Origin of the sequence: Yersinia kristensenii (assembly GCF_900460525.1) — a bacterium.
Classification (GTDB): Bacteria; Pseudomonadota; Gammaproteobacteria; order Enterobacterales; family Enterobacteriaceae; genus Yersinia; species Yersinia kristensenii.
Genome location: NZ_UHIY01000001.1, coordinates 3,855,738 through 3,874,722, shown reverse-complemented (window position 1 = coordinate 3,874,722; position 18,985 = coordinate 3,855,738). Strand labels below are relative to the sequence as shown.

Below are 18,985 nucleotides of genomic sequence, written 5' to 3'. Positions count from 1 at the left end.
AATGAGCGCTTTTGCACCTGCGATTACAACCGTATCGCCGTCCATGATCCAGCCAGAAATCATCATGCAGTACAGTATGGCGTCTGGTGCTTTTGAAATTTTACCGGGTGGCGCACCGTCAGTGAAGATTAGCTCCAGTGACCTCGCGGTGTATCAAAAATATTTACGTGCAACCTCACAGGTTCACGTAGGCCAATCTTTGCCGGGGCAGCTACCATCTTCAAGTATTTCAGGTGGGTACGATGTGATGAAAACATATCGTATTTCTTCCCGTTCACAGTACAGCTATCTCGATACTGATGCTACCAGCCGCTGGGGATATTCGCTGGTAGAAGGATTGCGATTGGCGAACCGTCAGGGACACGCTCAACAACTGCGTAATATGTTGTTGTATGGCGTTGAGGCGGCGAATAACGAGGGGATCGTTAACTCCCCCAATGCGACGACACTCAATCTGGGGAATGACAGCAAGGGAAATGACGCTTACACCACATGGGATTCGGGTGAATTAGCGAAGTTTATGCTTGGCCTGATTGCCGACCAAAAAACTCGCATGATGTTGTTAGGACAGTCATTGACCACTGTTGTGTTATGTCCTCAGCGCTTCATGAAGGCGTTGGAATGGACGGGTGTTGTGGAGTTAACGAGTTATCAGCGTACTGGTGCAGGTACAGCTACTGTGGGAACGATGGTGAAAGACATTGCCAAGGACGCCAGTGGCGATGAAATCATTTTCTGTCAGGATGATACGTTGATCGGGAAAGGTGCTGGGGGCAATGATCTGATTATTATTACTAATCCAACGCTGGAAGTCCCCGAGGCTCGTCAGGACATTAATACCAATATTTTTGCGACCTTGGTACCCAACCAGCAGGCAGTTAACGTGATGTTCTGTGATATGGCTGCACCAACAGAAATCCCGTCTCCCATGCCAGATGGGGGATTGACCACCTTGTATACGCTGCGTTCGACACCGGGCTGGAACTTCCGACCAGAAGGTGTGACGTTGCTGTCCGCCAAGTATTCGTAATCATGTTTAGGCCGCTGGGGAGCAAATGCTCCCCATTTTTTTGAGGAAAATTCATGAAACTGTTTATTGCTAACTGCTCACGTCAGGCTCATATCTTCAACTACAAACTGCCAGAAAAAGCACAATCTTTCGGTGTCACTATCCGCTCTGGTGATCAGCATATGATCGAAAATCAATCTGACGTGATTACTCACATTATTCAGCAGCATGCGCCATATGGTTTCCAGCCAGCTGACAAGGTGGATAAACATTTTTCTGGTATTTGCTATTCCATTGACAAGCCCGTAACGGTTGGACGTATTGAAGAAGGGGCGGAGCAAAAAACGGAGAACTTGAAAAACATGTCAGAAGAGATTTTAAAGGCAAGTGCTGTCTCTCTGAATAATGCGGTTGATCAGGCCGTCATCCAAAGCGGCAAAAAACCGAAAGACGGTGGCGTGGAGATCGAAATTACAGGGGAACCTGTAAGCGCTGAGCAGGATGCTGTATCGAGTACACGCCGTACCGTTAAGGTGCAGAAATGATAATACCGCGCCCGACGTATGACGGTTTTATCCGTTTTGTTCGTGGTGTGATGGAGGTGCCTGAATATGCCATCGATGATGATGACCCTACGCTTGAATGTTGTTATCAGGCGGCAATGGAGCTTATTCCTCATCATCTGGGGTTGGAACGGCTGCCGCTTATCTACACGAACACGGTATACAACGCAGCTGCATCTTTGTTGCTGAATTACGCAAACGGAGACTGGTTTATTGGGCTGAGAAAAAAACTGGGGCTGGGGAAACTCGTTACAGGGCTTGTGAGTTCGGCAGCCGATCAGGGGACATCTGGCTCAATCACTATCAGTGATGCACTGAGCAACCTCACATTGATGGACTTGCATATGTTGCAAGATCCGTATGGAAGACAGGTTGTTGAGGTACTAATGCAGATGGGGCCATTGTGGGGGTACACGCCATGAGAGTTTGCTTGGGCGTTATCGATATGCCGTATGACTACGGAGACACTCCCGGAAAAACGACTTTTGAGGTTGCTCAGGATTTACAGGAGGAATATCAAATTTTCTCACATTTCTGGGCGGCACATCGGGACGAAATTATCCGTGATGCTGGCACTGAGCTGGCTTATCAACTGATCAATCATCTAAAACACAAAGCGCCGATGACGGGTATTACGTTACTCGAGGGAACCGAGAAAGCCTTTCATGTTTTTCTTGAAAAAGAAGAAATGGCCGGACTTTCGGTTGAAGGCGTACCTACCTTAGCGGCGTTACAAGGGCGTAATTCTCGTTTGAAAAAAGAACGAGGGGAACGACGCCCGTCTTTTATCGATGGTGGTCTCTTCAAATCTTCTTTTGTTGCATGGATAGATAACGATGCCGAGCCTTGAGGAGTTAGCTGAACAGCATAGCTCGCAACTCTCTTCCGTTCTCAACTCCGCAGTAGAAACACTCTCATCAGGTCAGGAAATTACATTCAGGTTGTATGTCCGGCAGGTGCTACCGCTGGATGGTTTCGTGTATTGGGTAAATGCGGACATCGTGAGTTGCAATGAGCTATGTCGCTTAAATATTGAGTCAGAACATCGGCTCAAAATTAAAGGGAGTCTCCATCGCCAGATTGTGGCCGTTCAGGATGAGTCGGTGTCGAGGGATGTCAATAACATCATTTTTACACCGATTGAAAAGGTCGATGATTTTAATGTTGAAAACCCCGACGCTATTTATCTGGGGGAGTATGGCGGTGTTCAATTCGCTTTTTCCCGCATGGAAAGTCGGTATTCGCAATCAGGCATTTATCACTATCGGGGCATGGCGATTTTACCCACGATGCGCTCCCAAATTATCGATTGCCCGGATGATATCAGCGATGAACAGATTATCTCCAACAGCATTCCTTTGTGGTTAGCACTGAAAGACTTTGCGACGGTTTACCCGTCCTACCTTGTACCGCAAAACCTTCGGCCACCCTATATCGCCGTTGATGTGCGAACCAGTACGCCTTTGCAGGTTGCCCCTGTGGTGCGTGACGGGCAGCGCTACCAGTTTGTGCAGGATTCGGTACGCCTGACGCTCTACGGATTTACCAACAACATGGCATTGGATTTCGTTGATTTCGTAGTGAATAAAGCTCAAGAGGAAGAGACGTTCGGTATCACTAATATGCCGATCCCGCAGGATGCCAAATCGGGTCAGGTCGAAATCAATGCACTGGCGAAGAAAAAGACGGTCGATTTTGAGGTGAACTATTACCAGGCTACCACGCGGGAAATATCTCAACAGTTAATCAACACCGTTATTGTGAATTATGAGGTCAAATAATGGGATTTAATATCGTTACCGTTAATGTCTCTCAGACTATAGGGGCGATCCCCTCAAACCTTCAGCAAATGTCGGCTGTTCTCTCGTTTGGCTCCACCTTACAGGAGGCCAGCAAGCCTGTTTTGCTCACCAGAAATCAGGATATTAACGATCTGGTGAAAAATGCCATCGGTTCTTTGAGTGCAGTATCTACTGCTAAATCCACTTCGGCTAATGTAACGCTGACATTACCTGAGGGGGTGACTATAGGGCGTGATAATAATACTGAAGTGGAGATCACGATATCTGGATGTTCTCCCGATGTGTGGAATGGCACTTATACCGCGACAGTGAGCGGCAACAATACGCTGACATGGACAATCCCGGATGCTCAAGTGAATGGCTCACCAACGGTGCTGGGACAATTTACCCTGACCGGTAGTGATGAGTTGGTCACAGCCGTAAATGGTTTTTTTGCGCAGGGTAATTCGATAGGCGTGTATCTGTTGGAATTGGGGCATCAGATGTCGGTTGCGACACAGGTTTCAGCGCTAAAAGCGTATATGGACGACCCGCTGAGGCGTTTTTATGCCTATCTGGTGCCACAATCGTGGGACGGTAAAGCCGAGTTCATTAACCTGACGAAGCAGTATACGGCGAACGAAGCGATGCAGTATTTCTTTGTGATTACTGCCACGCCTAAAGATACTAATTACGTTTCACCGTACTCCGGCATTAAGTCTGTGATTGCTCAAGCGGATGACTCTTTCCCGACGACCAATGCTGCTGCAGCGGCAATGTGGAATTTTGTCTCAGCATCCCCGTCAGAAATCAATAAAGTGCCGCCGATGGCTTTTCGATACCTTCAGGCTGTAAATGCACACAAGGGTAAGCAATCCATTCTGAGCACGATGACAAAACAGAATATCAACTATGTGGATACGGGTGCTGAGGGCGGTATTTCCAACACTATTCTGGTGAAAGGCGTGACCAGTGACGGTAACGATATGACCTACTGGTATTCCGTAGACTGGGTACAGATTAACGTGGATATGCAACTGGCTAACACGGTGATCAACGGCAGTAATAATCCTATCAACCCCCTCTATTACAATCAGGATGGTATTGATCGTCTCCAGCAGGTTGCACAAGGGGTATTCAATACGGGTGTTTCCTATGGTTTGGTGAACGGGCAGCCGGTTGTTAATGCGGTGCCTTTCAGAACCTATATCAAAAATAATCCCAATGATTACGGTATCGGGCGTTATGCCGGTCTGTCTGCCGTCTATACGCCAATGCGTGGTTTCGTGGAAATCATCTTCAATATCAACGTGACAATGCAGCTTTCGTGAGGGAGTGAACTGTGCCAAATCCTATGATCCCCGTTGGCGTTCTTAACCGGGTTCGCGCCAGCGTGAAGTTTACTGACCATGCCGAATTGAATGTGTCGGCATCTTATCTGGCAAAAGAGGGCGTGGAGCTTTCATTTCAGGGAAATATTACCGAGTTTTTACCTGCAATGACGGGCGTGGTTCAGTCACCACAGCCCTACATGATTTTACAGGCGCGGGTGCATCTTCTGCGAAGCCAGGCACTGGCAAAACAGTACAAAGCGCAGTGGGAGAAAAACGCCACTATTGGTGACGCTAAGGTTTACAGCGATAGCACCGTATTTGGTGATTTTGAGATACAGAACACCGCTATTACCAATGTACAGGATATGACTTTCGCTGGTGGTGAACCTGGCGTGACCATCACCATTACTGGAACTTATTACATCAACTCAGAAATGTGGGATGCAGTATGAAAATTTCTCGTAGCTTGAACCTGATTATTCCCGTTAAAACAGAAAAGGGAAGTGCTTATATCCACGCTACGCCGATTTCCAAAGAAGTGTTTAAAGAGCATTTTTTCATCCTGAGTAAAACCTTTTCGGCCATATTTTCCGAGGGGTTAGGTGTGGTTGCTGGGCCGCGTGTGGCTTACCTGATGTTGGAACGTATCGCCGCCGATATGAAGATATGGGACGGTGAGAAAGGTGTTCGTAATACCTTGGTTAACGAGATTATCCGCCTGTCGAATCTGGTTTATCCCGTTGAGGGCAAAGGCTGGGACACACAACCGTTAGATGTGGCAATAGAGCGCGACATTGTGGAACTGGACGATGTTATAGGTGAACTGGTTTTTTTTACATGTGTCTCGTCGATAAACACACCGGAACAGGTGAAAGAGATGATGCTGGCCGTCAGTGGAATGTGGAGCAGTCTGGCCTCGTCCTTGAGTCTTACGGAATGGATTGCTTCATTGCCGACGTCGAAGTCTGCCGTCAGTTCTGGCGCGACGGTGAGCACATCATCAGCGAAATCCTCGACTACAGTGCCGGAGCCGGATTTAGTGACATCTGGGCAGATTCCGGTCTGAACATTAAAACAGCGGCTCAGTTGCGTGAGCTGCTGAAACTCAGGAATAGCGGAGGAGTATTTTAATGTCAGGTAACCAGATGCCTGTGCTGACGCTGGATGTCAATGATGAGCATCTAAAGCGGCTTGAGGCAATTTTTGAGAAGTATCAGAATGGGTTAAATATCGGTCCCAGCGGATTGCCCTTGAAACCTCCCTCAAATATAGGTGCTGGGAGAGAGATGACACCTCCTGCTTCCGGGGCAGGTGAAGTTAATCAAGCCCCCAGAAAACCGTCTGTTCCGGCAACAGCAGCACCAGCTCCAGTCGCGTCCTCTGATGGACGTTTCATCGGAAGCGGTAAAAACTCGGATCCGTTCGTGAGCAACTACAAAGGCCGTGGCGAAACGATGTTTGATAAGTACCTGAGTAGCCTCGGTAAAAATGCGCAATCGACGCTGAAAACGTACAAACAGATCAATCGCACGTTAGGCCAAACCAACGCCAGGCTCAAAACATTGTTCAAAACCACGGTTTCGTGGGGAACAAAACTTGCGGCTCTGGGGGCTGTTGGGCCATTGGGTTATGGCTATATGGCGAGTAAGGTCGCAGCGCAATATAGAAATGCACAGGAATTAGGGATGACGACAGCCCAGATGCAGGCTGCCAAAAGCACTTATTCCCCGTATTTTTCCGGCACTGAAAATTTGGTTCAGGTGCTGGCAAATGCTCAGGAGAATCCGAACGATCCGAACTATTCTGGTCTGATGGCTCTGGGGATAAATCCGAAAGACGGTGCAGCGACAAACCTTCCCAAAGTGCTTAATGCGATAGCTTCGCTGGTGAAGGAGTACAAAGGCTCCGGGCTTACCCAGAGCGTGATGCAGGGGCGGGGACTGGGCTGGGTTGATGCTGCGTTTGCCAATCAGGTTGGCGCAAATCTGGATAAGATCCCGTTTCTTAATGAGATATTTGCGCAGAACACAAAATTACTTGGTGCTTACCTGACTCCGGCTATGCAGTCTGATTATCAGAGTACGGTCAGTAACTTTTTGGTGAACGGCAACCGGATTTCTAATGCCTGGCAAGCCGCTATAGCCCGATACAACCCACAAATTCGAGGAGTATCAAATAGCCTTGTTTCCAATATTGAGGGTTTTTTAACGGGTGGGAACTTTGAAAAAATCCTGACAGAAGTGGAAGGGGGGCTAGATAAATTAGGGAAATGGCTAAACAGTGAGCAGTTTAAAAATGACCTGGATGATTTCACTAAAAAGGTCAGTGCAATTTGTTCTGCTATAGGTCGGGCTGTGACTTTTATATATAACCTCGTGGGTGAAGAAAAGGGAGAAGATAATAATACTATCAATAAAACCAATAATTTTGTTGGGAATATAGGGGAGCGTTCAGGAAGGACGGTTCGTGATTGGCTACGAGGGAAAGGGTTTGAGCTTGGGTGGTGGACTTTTGAGGATGAGCGTAATCAAGCGAATATACAAGAAGTTGAGCAGTTCGCACAGTCAGCTCGTAGGACTCATAAGGATAATAGCGTTACTGAACAGTACCGCGCGACATATAGCCTTCCTCGTGGTTTAAGAAATAACAATCCCGGAAATTTAAACTTTGCTGGTCAGCGTGGAGCGACATTAGAAGATGGCCCCAATGCCCGTTTCGCTCGATTTCCTTCAATGGTTGAGGGCATTGCTGCGCTTGATCGGCAAGTGATGCTGTATTTAAAGCGCGATAAAAACACTATCGATAAAATTATTGATATATATGCCCCATCATCTGATGGAAATAATACATCTGCTTATAAGAGTTACCTTTCACGATATACGGGACTTGGACTCAATGAAAAAATCAATAGCTCAAATATCTATACGATACAAAAACTGATTCAAGGAATTATCAACCATGAGAATGGTCTTGCTGCTGGTGTGATAAGTGGTGAGGATATTCTCAAAGCTATGGCGATGAATAGAGGCGGAGGGGGGCCAATTTCAAATAATCCTGCATCGCAAGTCGTTAAATTGGAGGTGTCTCAAAAACCGGGTTCAGATATTTTGGCGCTGCTTGCAGGACAGATGCAAATTCCGGGGTAAATCATGTCATTAAATTATTTCGGGCAGGCATTCAAACTCGCGTTTGAAGTGTCCCCTATTTTATTGGTTGATGGTATTGCAGCGGATATTCCCGGTGGTGTGATGCCAATAGCTGTATTAACAGAAGGACTGAGTATTGCTAATGGGTTACTGCATGGAGAAATAAGCAACCGTTCAATGGCTGCATTTACGCCAATGGCAGGAACAACATTGGTGCAGCAAGATATTAGTAACCTGAATTTTTATAATCAGGTTACTGCCGCGAATTCCGTTGTTAGAAAACCTAACCGTATCGTGATGCAGATGGTTCGACCTGCCTCCACGCAAGATGGCGGTTACTCCACCAAAGGGATGACCTTTACCGCACTAAAGATGGCGCTCGATATGCATAACCAAAGTGGCGGCTGTTACACGGTTATGACGCCATCATTCATCTATACACGCTGCCTTATGCGTTCATTCATCGACACATCGGGATTTTCAGAGCAGAACAAACAGGTTCAGCATACCTGGCAGATTGAATTTGAGCAGCCGCTTTCGTCGATTGAACAAACGGAGTCAGTGCTGGGAAGTTTGCTTGATAAATTCGATAAAGGGGTGCCGCCAGACGGAGTGCTTTCTTGGTCTGGTATCGGGCGACAGTTCACGCAGGAGTTTGGGATATGACAACGTTGATCCCTTTTAAACCCAACGGACGAGAACCCTTTCAGTTTACTGTCACGCTTGGCTCAATAACGTTATTTGCCACAGTTCTTTATAACCTTTACTCCAATCGATATTACATCCAACTGAAAGACAGTTCTGGTGACGTAGTGGTGTACTGTCCGTTGATCGGTTCGCCGGATGAATACGATATCAATTTGGCATTGTCCTATGCCCCCAGAAAACTCGTTTATCGCGAGAGTAGTAATCAGTTCGAGGTTTCGTAATGCGATATTACAGACTTGAAATTGTTGACCCCAAAACAGGGAAACCACCGGTGGATTCAAAGGGCAGGGCGATTGGGCCATTTGATACCAGCAGGACGCCCGGATACGGGTTACACATCGAATTTGATGTAGTTATTACTGGTTTGGATACAGTCAGTTCAGGGACTTTGTTAACGATTTATGGTTTGCCAATCGAAATGCTACAGCAAAGCGTTAATTTACAAGGATGTCTGGTCAAAATGTTTGCGGGGTTTACTGCCGGTTTGCCGTTGGCAAAGCCAGATCAGCAGGGAGAGATAATTTACGGTGAGATTTATATTGCGTATGCCAATTGGATCGGCATGAATCAGACCTTAAACCTTGTGATAAACCCGATACCTCGGAAGACAGATGACGGTAAACCTGTTGCGCTCAAGGGGGAGGGGCGAATGGGAGAGAAATTAGGGGATGTGCTAGTACGTGCATTGCGGGAGGCATACCCCCGAAAAATAATAGAGTGTTCGGTGAGTGATAATCTTGTGTTACCTGAACCATGGACGGGGACGTATACAGATATTGGCTCGTTAGCGATCCTTGTCAGGAATGCTTCAATTGTCATGATGCGCAAGGCTAATTACAGCGGCGTTGATATAACCATGTTGTCAGACCGGATACGTATTTATGACAGCGCATCGACAAATTGGGACAAACCTAAAAAAATTGAACGTAATGAACTCATTGGGCAGCCAACTTGGATCAAGCCTTTTACTGTGAGCTTCAAATGCCCGTTACGGGGTGATATTAGATGCAGTGATGTTGTTGAACTTCCCCAAGGATTGTATTCAGGAGCATCATCAATTTTGATGACAAACACGACAGCGCCCAGTGTTATTTCCAGAAATGCGACGACCTTTTCGGGTAAGTTTCTGATCAGGTCTGTTCGACATATAGGTGCTTACCTTACCGCTGATGGTGATGCATGGGTGACGGTGTTTGAGGCTTATTCTGAAAACCTGTCAAGGTAATGAGGGACGATGTCTAATTCTCAGAAATTACCGTTTATCAGAGCGCTCTCGGAGATGATGGCGGAGTCAGAGAGAACGCAAGCGCAACTCAAAGGCCGGGAGCTACCTTGTCATGTCGTGGCAGTGAAGGGGCAGATTGTCACCGTTCAATTTGACATGCTCCCTGAGGGGATTAATTTTCCCCAGATAACAATTCCTGTCGCGACATTCCCATATATCCGTTATCCGATTCAGGTTGGAGACAAAGGTGTAACCATTGCTGCTGATGTTTCCCTACGTGGCGTATCTGGTCTGGGGACCGGTATGGCGAGCTTGTCGTATTCGATGTCGCTTACACCGCTGTTTTTTGTACCAGTAGCGAATGCGAGCTGGTCAGAAGAGGAATCACGAAAAATCGTCCTGTATGGACCTGATGGCGGTATCTTGAAAACGGAAGATGGCAGTAGTTCTGTGACTGTCGCGGCGAAGGAAATACGCCAAAAATCTAACGCTATCTACCTCAATGCTGAGGATATTTACCTTACCGGAAAAATACACCTGAATGGGACGATTGTTCAGGACGCTGACCAGATGAGCAACACGACAGCATCGCTAATTGGCCCGCTTAATGTGCAGAATGACGCTGTCATTAAAGGTGTAAGCGTCAGTGGTCACAATCATGATGTGACCGGTGTTCAAAGTGGTGGCAGTACCGTTACATCACAGAGTCCGAATCCGGTGTGATATCGGTTAACTTTTAATTCATTTCAAAAATCAAAACCCCGGCTGGGCCAACAGTCGGGGTTTTCTGTTTCTAACCTTGATAAGGCAAGGAGAAAGCGTGTTTGATTTTAGCAAACTGATTCGGGAGATTCGAGTTATGGCTGAAAAATTGTCCACCTGGAAGTTTTTGCTTATCTGGTTGCTCTTTCTGATCCTGGCTTCAGGATATTTTATCGGGCAGATTCGCTGGTGGTGAGGGTACGATGAGAACATGGGGACGTATCACCGATCAGAAAGGTAATAAAAGATGGGTAGTTGTTGAGTCAGACGTGAATGGAGATTTCTCCTACGGTTGGCTAACAACACTGATCCAAACGCTCAAATTGGGATTGGGGGAGTCGCCGTTTTACGCCAATTACGGTATTCCCGCGCAACAGTGCATTGTCCAGCAGATTTACCCCGACTATTACGTGAACATGGTTCAACAGCAGTTTGCCGGGTACTTTGCTTCACTGACTATTACGAAAGTTGATGGGGCTGATAACCCCACATATAACATAGATGTGGTTTTTTATAACGGCACCAGCTACCGCACACAGGTTCCTGTGTGAAAGATGCCTAGCATCAGTTGAGCTAGTGGAGGCTTGAATCTGTATTTTGGATGAATAAAATTTAATCTCCTGTTTTTGAAGGAGATTATGGATGATTAAGCTTAGAACTTTTTTATTTTCTTTCTTTTTGTTGCAAGTGGGCATTTCGCATGCAGATTCATTAGAGGTGGAGGTTAAGCGAGAAGGGGGGGTATATCAATCTATCCGCGAGGGAAGACGAAAGTTCTAGATATTGTAATATTTATACTGGTGCATTAAGAATTACATCTTTGCAATATGGAAATAGTGATCGACCAAATAAGATCGAGTTTACCTCCGCTTCAGGGGATATATTGGTTTTTGATTTCAACACAGACAAAATGAATATATGGTCATTAAGCAATGCTGAGAGGAACACTCTATATTATTTTCCAGAAAAAAATATGAATTATTTTATAAAATTCCAGCAATGCTCTGGCGGAAATGGCGGGGAGATGGAGCGACACCTTTTAGAAATGTATAAATTGAATTGAATATAATCTCAGATATTCATACCCGCTTCGGCTGGTTTTTTATGGGGTAATTATGTCAGAAATACCAATTATTATGACCAACGCGGGAGCACAACCAACCCCCCCCGCAAACCTTGCTTGCAAATCTTATCACCAGAGTTTCTGAAAAAGTACCCGGATATACGGCCAACCTGCCAGCTGGATTGATAACAGACTTAGCCAGTACAGCGATTGGGGCGCTGGCATTAATAGATCAAGCTCGTGTTGATCTTATTAATTCGGTCAGTCCTTACGGTGCAAATATTCCGCTATTGATGCAGCTTGGTAATATATATGGCGCACAGCGTGGAGTGAGTACAAATACATCTGTTTATGTCGTGTTCTCCGGGCTTCCGGGATTTGCGATCCCCAAGGGGTTTACCGTTTCTGACGGGAACTATCAGTATGTTGTTACTCGTGATACAGCTATTCCAGATAGTGGACAAACGGAGCCTGTTTATTGCTTAGCGACGATTTCAGGATCTTGGGCTGTTCCAGAAGGAACGGTGACACAAGTCATCACTTCCGTACCCAAAGAACAGCCAGTCACCTGTACAAATATTACTGCCGGATTACCGGGGAGGGAAGACCAATCCTGGGCTTCGTATCGCGCTCAGGTTATGGCATCAGGGATGTTAGGGGTACAGGGCACACCAGATTGCCTGAGAGCATTGCTAAAATCTGTCAGCGGTGTTCAGGAAAATCTCATTTCATATCGACAGTCATCACTGGGGAAATGGGTTGTTGTTGTCGGTGGTGGTGATCCCTACGAAGTGGCCTATACCATCTATAAATCGGTGCCGGATATTTCAGTTTTGACTAATGATGTCAGTAACCCCTCTGGGGCATCGGTAGAGAAAAAAACGGTATCACTGACGGTTTCCCCTGACGTTTACCAAATTCCTTATGTTATTCCGACCTCACAGAACGTTATTGTCATTATTACGTGGAATACCGTATCTGAAAGTTATGTTGATCCTGCGGGAATTTCTCTGGCTGTACAACAGAATGTTGCGGATTACATCAATGCGATAGAAGTCGGTAATCCAATTAATCTACTTCAGATTCAGGATATTTTCAGGGATTCGGTGAAACAGCTTGTTGATGCATCCTTAATATCCATGATCGACGTACAGATAGGAATTAACGGCAATATTGTTTCGCCTACAACAGGTTCGAGTTTGGTTTACGGTGATACATATGCTTACTTCACAACAATAACTTCGCAAATTCAAGTTCAGAAACATGCAATTACCGATTGATAAAATCATTCCTGCTTATCCTTTTATTCAGTACCGAGACGATCCGAATGTTGTCGCATTCTTTGAGGCTTATAACGAAATTGCGCAAGAATATCTGGATTCACTGAATAATCTTGCTTTGCCTTGTTGGACGTCCGAGTCAATAACAGGTTTGTTATTGGATTGGGTCGCTTTAGGAATTTATGGTGTTGAACGGCCATTACTTCAGGTATCGGAAGAGGCTATTGCACGCGGAGTGTATAACACTATTGAATATAATGTGATCCCTTATGCCGTTATGAGAAATTATGTTCCGGGTTCATCTTCGTATGTTCCGGATGATTACTTTAAACGCATCCTGACATGGGATTTTTATAAAGGTGATGGTTCTCATTTTTGTATTGATTGGCTGAAGAGACGTATTGCGCGATTTATTCATGGTGCCAATGGTATTGATCCACCATTACAAAGCACATTTGATATCAGTGTGACGGTTGCGAATGGAGTCTTTGTTATCGTGATCCCTGATTATGGGAATGGTGTGGGTTATTTCCTTAAGGACGCAATAGATCAACAGCAGGTCAAACTTCCATTTATTTATAAATATTCGATAACGGTGATTGAAAAATGATTATCGGTTTCGGGAATAATGTCATTTCCTCATTAGCTTCGGATATTACAGCATCACAAACCCAAATTACTGTAATGCCGGGAACAGGGGAAACATTTCAAAAATTATTAACAACAGATATATCGAACGACAGTATTTCCCATCATATTTACGCCAAAATAACGCTGACAGATAGTCAGCAATCGGTATATGAAATTTGCCATCTTACCGCTGTATCGCAAGACATGTTAACGGTTGTTCGAGGTCAAGAGGGAACAACGGCTAGGGGCTGGCATTTAAATGATGTGGTAGCAAATTTTGCCACTCGTGGCTCCGAGCAACATTTTGTCCAGGTTGAGCAATTACAGGCCGGTGATTACCTTTCGGCAGTGGCTGGTGGCACAGAGAATAATCTGACAATATCGCTTCCATCGACATCTTCTGCAAATGACTGGGTGCTCAGGTCTCCGATTCTTGTCTTGCCGACAAAAACCAATACAGGGAAGGCAACTTTAATGGTGACGCTTGCAGGGAGAGTCATGGGAGCTTATCCCTTATGTAAGGGGAATAATGTTCAGTTGTGGGCCGGTGATATTGTAAAAAATGTTCCTATAGTCGTTGTTTTTGCACCAGAACTGTCTTCATTCCTGATTTTAAACCCCGGTAATGGCGTTGTAGATGAAGGATTATTTCTAAAGAAATCAGAAAATGGCGCTGATATTCCGGATAAAACACTCTTTATTGATAATATCGGCTTACGAAATACTGTCAATAAAGCCGCTGGTGCACTGCAAAAAAGCCAGAACGGCGCTGATATACCTGATAAGAACCGCTTTACGCGCAACATAAACGTATTTACCCAGACTGAAAGCGACGCTCGTTACTTAAAAACAGCGGATAACTTGCCTGTCGGTATCCCTCTGCCTTGGCCTTTGGCTACACCGCCAGCAGGCTGGCTGGTTTGTCATGGTCAGGCATTTAATAAGACACAGTTCCCGCAACTGGCAAAAGCCTATCCGAATGGCGTATTACCTGATTTGCGCGGCCTGTTTATTCGTGGCTGGGACAATGGACGCAACCTTGATGGCGGTCGTGCATTGCTCAGTTTTCAAGGGGATGCCATCAGGAACATTACCGGATTCTACATACAAAATCTGGCCGGTAACTCATATTGGAATGGCTGCGGAGGCGCGTTCTATCAGGAAGGTAATGCTTTTGGACACCATGCCAATAATAGTGGTGGTAATGGAGCAACAACCAAGAGATTTGATGCGTCCCGCGTAGTGCCTACTGCCCATGAAAACCGTCCCGTCAATATGGCATTTAACTACATTGTGAGGGCAGCATAACCATGACTTTTAAAATGTCTGACAAAGCGCAGATTGTCACTGTCTTTAATTATCACTATAAAACCAAAGAGTTTACCGGAGAAACGGATGAATATATTGCTCCTTATACTGGTATTCCCGGCTCCAGCACCCTTATAGCCCCTTTGCCGATTAAAGCAGGGTATGCGGTTGTGTTTAATGAAGACGCCCAACAGTGGAAATATACCGAAGATTATCGCGGTACAGAGGCATACGACACACAGACGGGGTATTCACGCCCGGTCATCACTTTGGGGCCACTACCCGAAGGCTTCACATCACTGGCACCAACCAGTCAATTTGACTGCTGGGATGGCTCACAGTGGGTGAAAGACGAAAACGCCGAGAAAAAGCACCATCTGGCCGAAGCAGAGCAGAAGAAACGGGCTTTGCTCAACGAAGCAAGCGCCAAAATTCAAATCCTTCAGGACAGTATTGAATTGGGACTGGCTACGGAGACCACCGAAGCCGAGTTATTAGCATGGCGTAAATATCGCGTCTTGCTCGACCGAGTAGATATTTCAGTCGTGCCCAATATTGAATGGCCTGCAAAGCCAGAGTATTAACGGTATCTTGATGATGACATAAACCGCTTCGGCGGTTTTTTCATTTGGAGTTGAATATGTCAGTGAAAATATCCGGTGCGCTAATTGATGGCGCAGGCATCCCCATGTCTGGATGTCAGATTATTTTAAAAGCGCGAGTGAACACCGCAGAAGTGGTGATGCGCACTATTGCAACAATTACCACGGGCAGGAATGGGGAGTATTCATTTGAAGCGCAAGTGGGAAGGTACTGTGTTTATCTACGACATGGATGGAGTAATGAATATTGTGTCGGTGATATCACGGTTTATGACGATTCAAAACCCGGCACCCTGAATGATTTTCTGATTGCTCTGGACGAAGGCGATTTAAAACCTGATGTCGTCAAACGATTTGAAGAGCTGGTTGCACAAGCACAACAAAGTGCGGATATGGCCGCCGAAAGTGCTCAACAGGTAAGCCAGAGTGTGCAAGATGTGACGAAAGTTAAAGACGACGCAAAGAGATATGCTGCTGATGCACAGACCAGTGCGACAGCGGCGGCCGAAAGTCAGAGCACAGCCACAGAGAGTGAAAAGCGGGCCGCATCAAGCGCACATTCTGCAACTCAGTCAGCGCAGAACGCGCAGGAGAGCAAAGAAGCAGCACAACAGGCAGCCCAAAATGCACAGAACTGTCGCAATGAAGTAGAGGAAGTTGCGAATAATTTGGCAAACGAAGTACAGACAAAAGCCCCTCTCGACAGCCCTGCATTGACAGGCACCCCCACAGCGCCCACACCTGATATATCCGCGACAGGGGGAGAAGTGGCAACGGCTGAATTTGTCAAACAGGCGGTATCAGCGCTGGTTGACTCTTCACCCGAAGCACTGGATACATTGAATGAACTGGCTGAAGCGTTGGGGAATGACCCGAATTTCGCCACCACAATGACAAATGCACTTGCGGGTAAGCAGCCATTAAACCCTGCTCTTACATCTCTATCCGGTCTGGTTACAGCCGAGAACAAGCTGGCATATTTTAGTAATAAAAATGTGATGTCTCTCGCGAACCTGTCAGCGGTCGGGCGTGTGATTATTGGTCAGAACTCAAAAAGTGAAGTGCTTGAGTATCTAGGTGCACTGAAGAGCACCAACAACCTGTCAGAAATTGCCACTGCCGGAACTGATGCACAGCAACAAACACGTCAGCATCTGGGGCTGGGTGATGCAGCGACAATGAATGTTCAGTCGGATATCCATGACCGCACAGAGGGACGGCTGGCGTTACCGGGGGCCTTTGGTTATGGAGCGTATTTTCGGCAGAGCAAAACGTTCAGTGGAAATAACGGGCCAGCAGAATTTCTGGCATGGGTAAGGGAAACGCCACCCGGACGGTATTATGTTTCTCAGTTTGCGGGCAGCCAACAAATTATACCGGGCGTGGTTTTTTCGGGAATGATTGAAATCATTATTCCGTCCACAGTAGGTCACAATGAAGACCAGAGGCAAAAAGGGAAGCTCATCCTGTTTAGCGGGGTTAATGGCGACCTTTATCTTAACCGGTTATATACCAATAGTATCAGCGCCGATGGCTTTATCGGTTGGGAAAATCTCAAGTTAAAAATCAGTGATTTTACTAACGCATTGCGTTCAACCACCGGTAATTCGTGGAGGTCACCGGGTGTCGGCGGCCTAATTTTTGCGGCTTACTGTGGTGATTCAGATAATGACAATCACCGTAACCTTCCCAGAGGAAAAGGTGTTTCAGGTTCGCGATTGGGAATGTTATCAATTTCAGCAAAATGTAGCACATCAGGTTCTTATGCCTCCACGCCACAGTTTATTGTTACATCGCCAAACTCACACCCACAAGCAGGAAGTTTTATTGCACTTTCAGGTAGTGCCCTGACAACAGTCAGCAAAACGGAAGCCTTTGTTGGACTATTCATACGCATAGCGTGAGGTCAAATGGACATTAAAAACATTATCAATCCTCGCTATCTGGAAAGTGGGGCAATTGATTGCGAAGTTCAATTTGCAGGAATGGAGGAATACTTGTCCTATACTGCCACTCCCGACGATACCACCGAAACGGGACAGAGCATTTGGCGGGCACTGATCAGGGGAGATTATGGCAATATTGCCCCTTTTGAAGTCACCCCCGCAATATTACAGGCCGCCAGAGAGCAAAAATGGCAGGAAATCAACATGTGGCGACTGGAACAGGAGGCACAAAGTATCACTTTTGAATATGCAGGTCGGACATGGAATGCTGACCAACAGTCAATGGCGCGTTTATCTCCTGTGGCCGCTGTTGCTAACACAAACTCGCGTGATGTGATGTCGTGGGGTGATGTGAATAATAAATTAGTATCACTGAGCGTGGAACAACTCAAGGGGCTCAGTGAGGCAATGGCACTGGCCTTGATGGAACATAATGACAGGATTTACCAGCGACAACGGGAAATGAAAGATGAGGTGGCGGGGTTAACGGACTTAAAACAAGTGAGGGAGTTTGTCGTTATTTGGTGAAATGCCGATTTGTACCGAAAAATGTTAAAGCCCCGAGTATCTAGGGGATTCGGGGCATTGTATAAGTAATGTTATTCTTTGCGAGATGTAGAAGAGGGGAATAATCCTCTTATTACGCCCAAAAAGGCAGCAAAAACATTAAGAGTAACAGCGGTGGTAATTGCTATAAGCACTTTATCTGAAAAAATATCAACACCAATCAGAGAGAACCATCCTTGAATAAAAAGAAGTAATGCCCAACCATAGAGTGATTTTTTGGCTACTTTGTAGGCTTTCTCTGCGAAAACCTCCCTGAGCTTTCTATAAGATTTTGCATCTTCTACTAGCTGAGGTGCAATATCGTCAGCGCCGGTAGAGGATTCACTACAAGGAGGTTCATCACGAAGACTTGGTGTTGATAATGAACCCAGTGATTCTTTCCCGCTGGGGATTGAGATATCTTCGAGCCAAGACATTAGTGAATAAATTCCGCCATATCTTTGTGTGATATAGGTCCACCGTCAGTAGCCCCTTTGCTCCATGCTGTATTGGGGGCATGAGTCATGCTCGATAATTCAGGGCCGCTATATTCACCATACACTTCGATGATTTTATCGACGAGTTTTCTGGTTTCCTCATCATCTTTCTGAATAGATGGCGTTATACGTTCAAAGTCGCCATCGCTTTCTTGAATAAAGCTAATCTTGCTATCTATTTCATTGGCACCGTATTTTTTTAGTAGCCTATATAATGTTGGTATAACTGGTCCAAATTTCCAGCGAGCAAACAGATCATCAAAAAGTGGTGTTCCTCCACGCAATTTCAGATGCCATGACTGTGTGTAAAACAGTAATTTTTGCAGTTTCATTGGCGTGAGCTCTTTAAGCTCACCTTTGAGTGCCTTTTCAATGAAGGCATTTGCTACTGCAACAGCTGAATAAGCCATGTTATGCCCCCTATCCCATTGGTTCAGTGGATATTTTCTACTCTTTGTATAGTCGTTATGGTGCAAAATATGCTGTTCTTGTTTTTTAGTGTCAACAGGCTTCGAAAAAATTTTTCCAGAGGATAAGTCAGTGTTTCTGTGGGGGAGGGATGAAGCCTTGTGGGCAGCAGCTAGA

23 protein-coding genes are annotated in these 18,985 nt (G+C 45.9%); 21 read left to right on the top strand and 2 right to left on the bottom strand.

Translation table 11 applies throughout. The features are described 5' to 3' along the window. The first annotated feature begins 1 nt into the window (after position 1). The 21 genes from DX162_RS17810 to DX162_RS17710 all read left to right on the top strand — a co-directional run bounded on the left by DX162_RS17810 (position 2) and on the right by DX162_RS17710 (position 17,885). Positions 2–1,030 (top strand): hypothetical protein, encoded by a 1,029-nt coding sequence (locus tag DX162_RS17810; RefSeq protein WP_098080848.1) that lies wholly within the window; start codon positions 2–4, stop codon positions 1,028–1,030. Between the two features lie 53 nt (positions 1,031–1,083). Next, on the top strand, positions 1,084–1,554 hold the full coding sequence (locus tag DX162_RS17805; RefSeq protein WP_004393476.1) for a hypothetical protein: 471 nt from the start codon (positions 1,084–1,086) through the stop codon (positions 1,552–1,554). Then, entirely contained in the window at positions 1,551–1,994 is a 444-nt protein-coding gene (locus DX162_RS17800; protein ID WP_032821238.1) for a hypothetical protein, read from the top strand. Before DX162_RS17805 ends, DX162_RS17800 begins: the two co-directional genes overlap by 4 nt. Next, a complete protein-coding gene (locus DX162_RS17795; RefSeq protein WP_032821239.1) occupies positions 1,991–2,422 on the top strand; it encodes a hypothetical protein in 432 nt (143 codons plus the stop codon). Before DX162_RS17800 ends, DX162_RS17795 begins: the two co-directional genes overlap by 4 nt. Continuing rightward, positions 2,409–3,353 carry a hypothetical protein gene (locus DX162_RS17790; RefSeq protein ID WP_032821240.1) on the top strand — a complete coding sequence of 315 codons (945 nt, stop codon included), beginning with the start codon at positions 2,409–2,411 and terminating at the stop codon, positions 3,351–3,353. Before DX162_RS17795 ends, DX162_RS17790 begins: the two co-directional genes overlap by 14 nt. Beyond that, on the top strand, positions 3,353–4,684 hold the full coding sequence (locus tag DX162_RS17785; RefSeq protein ID WP_032821241.1) for a hypothetical protein: 1,332 nt from the start codon (positions 3,353–3,355) through the stop codon (positions 4,682–4,684). The genes DX162_RS17790 and DX162_RS17785 overlap by 1 nt, the downstream gene beginning before the upstream one ends. Positions 4,685–4,707: 23 nt before the next feature. After that, positions 4,708–5,139, top strand: a complete 432-nt coding sequence (locus DX162_RS17780) for a hypothetical protein (RefSeq protein WP_004393482.1) — start codon at positions 4,708–4,710, stop codon at positions 5,137–5,139. Beyond that, complete coding sequence (locus DX162_RS17775; protein ID WP_032821243.1) at positions 5,136–5,753, top strand: hypothetical protein; 618 nt, start codon at positions 5,136–5,138, stop codon at positions 5,751–5,753. The genes DX162_RS17780 and DX162_RS17775 overlap by 4 nt, the downstream gene beginning before the upstream one ends. Before the next feature lie 64 nt (positions 5,754–5,817). Further along, positions 5,818–7,833 carry a hypothetical protein gene (locus tag DX162_RS17770; RefSeq protein WP_032821244.1) on the top strand — a complete coding sequence of 672 codons (2,016 nt, stop codon included), beginning with the start codon at positions 5,818–5,820 and terminating at the stop codon, positions 7,831–7,833. Between the two features lie 3 nt (positions 7,834–7,836). Beyond that, the gene (locus DX162_RS17765; RefSeq protein WP_004393485.1) at positions 7,837–8,499 is read left to right on the top strand and encodes a hypothetical protein; all 663 of its coding nucleotides are present in this window, start codon (positions 7,837–7,839) and stop codon (positions 8,497–8,499) included. Further along, positions 8,496–8,762 carry a hypothetical protein gene (locus DX162_RS17760; RefSeq protein WP_032821246.1) on the top strand — a complete coding sequence of 89 codons (267 nt, stop codon included), beginning with the start codon at positions 8,496–8,498 and terminating at the stop codon, positions 8,760–8,762. Before DX162_RS17765 ends, DX162_RS17760 begins: the two co-directional genes overlap by 4 nt. After that, positions 8,762–9,766, top strand: a complete 1,005-nt coding sequence (locus DX162_RS17755) for a hypothetical protein (protein ID WP_004393486.1) — start codon at positions 8,762–8,764, stop codon at positions 9,764–9,766. Before DX162_RS17760 ends, DX162_RS17755 begins: the two co-directional genes overlap by 1 nt. Before the next feature lie 9 nt (positions 9,767–9,775). Beyond that, the gene (locus DX162_RS17750; RefSeq protein ID WP_004393487.1) at positions 9,776–10,489 is read left to right on the top strand and encodes a hypothetical protein; all 714 of its coding nucleotides are present in this window, start codon (positions 9,776–9,778) and stop codon (positions 10,487–10,489) included. A 97-nt stretch (positions 10,490–10,586) separates the two neighbouring features. Then, complete coding sequence (locus tag DX162_RS22335) at positions 10,587–10,724, top strand: hypothetical protein (protein WP_004393489.1); 138 nt, start codon at positions 10,587–10,589, stop codon at positions 10,722–10,724. Positions 10,725–10,731: 7 nt separating this feature from the next. After that, positions 10,732–11,079, top strand: coding sequence for a hypothetical protein (locus DX162_RS17745; RefSeq protein WP_032821247.1), 348 nt, complete (start codon positions 10,732–10,734; stop codon positions 11,077–11,079). A 625-nt stretch (positions 11,080–11,704) separates the two neighbouring features. Continuing rightward, positions 11,705–12,871 (top strand): baseplate J/gp47 family protein, encoded by a 1,167-nt coding sequence (locus DX162_RS17735; RefSeq protein ID WP_244916311.1) that lies wholly within the window; start codon positions 11,705–11,707, stop codon positions 12,869–12,871. After that, the gene (locus tag DX162_RS17730; RefSeq protein ID WP_032821250.1) at positions 12,855–13,481 is read left to right on the top strand and encodes a hypothetical protein; all 627 of its coding nucleotides are present in this window, start codon (positions 12,855–12,857) and stop codon (positions 13,479–13,481) included. The genes DX162_RS17735 and DX162_RS17730 overlap by 17 nt, the downstream gene beginning before the upstream one ends. After that, positions 13,478–14,809 (top strand): phage tail protein, encoded by a 1,332-nt coding sequence (locus DX162_RS22630; RefSeq protein WP_227744178.1) that lies wholly within the window; start codon positions 13,478–13,480, stop codon positions 14,807–14,809. Before DX162_RS17730 ends, DX162_RS22630 begins: the two co-directional genes overlap by 4 nt. A gap of 2 nt (positions 14,810–14,811) precedes the next feature. Further along, positions 14,812–15,393 (top strand): tail fiber assembly protein, encoded by a 582-nt coding sequence (locus tag DX162_RS17720; protein WP_098080846.1) that lies wholly within the window; start codon positions 14,812–14,814, stop codon positions 15,391–15,393. Positions 15,394–15,449: 56 nt separating this feature from the next. Then, a complete protein-coding gene (locus tag DX162_RS17715) occupies positions 15,450–17,315 on the top strand; it encodes a prophage tail fiber N-terminal domain-containing protein (RefSeq protein WP_098080845.1) in 1,866 nt (621 codons plus the stop codon). 6 nt (positions 17,316–17,321) lie between these two features. Then, entirely contained in the window at positions 17,322–17,885 is a 564-nt protein-coding gene (locus tag DX162_RS17710; protein ID WP_098080844.1) for a DUF4376 domain-containing protein, read from the top strand. Between the two features lie 71 nt (positions 17,886–17,956). Here DX162_RS17710 and DX162_RS17705 read toward each other — a convergent pair whose 3' ends face one another. After that, positions 17,957–18,340 (bottom strand): hypothetical protein, encoded by a 384-nt coding sequence (locus tag DX162_RS17705; protein WP_032820973.1) that lies wholly within the window; start codon positions 18,338–18,340, stop codon positions 17,957–17,959. Beyond that, the gene (locus DX162_RS17700; protein WP_004392760.1) at positions 18,340–18,810 is read right to left on the bottom strand and encodes a Panacea domain-containing protein; all 471 of its coding nucleotides are present in this window, start codon (positions 18,808–18,810) and stop codon (positions 18,340–18,342) included. The genes DX162_RS17705 and DX162_RS17700 overlap by 1 nt, the downstream gene beginning before the upstream one ends. Positions 18,811–18,985 lie beyond the last annotated feature (175 nt).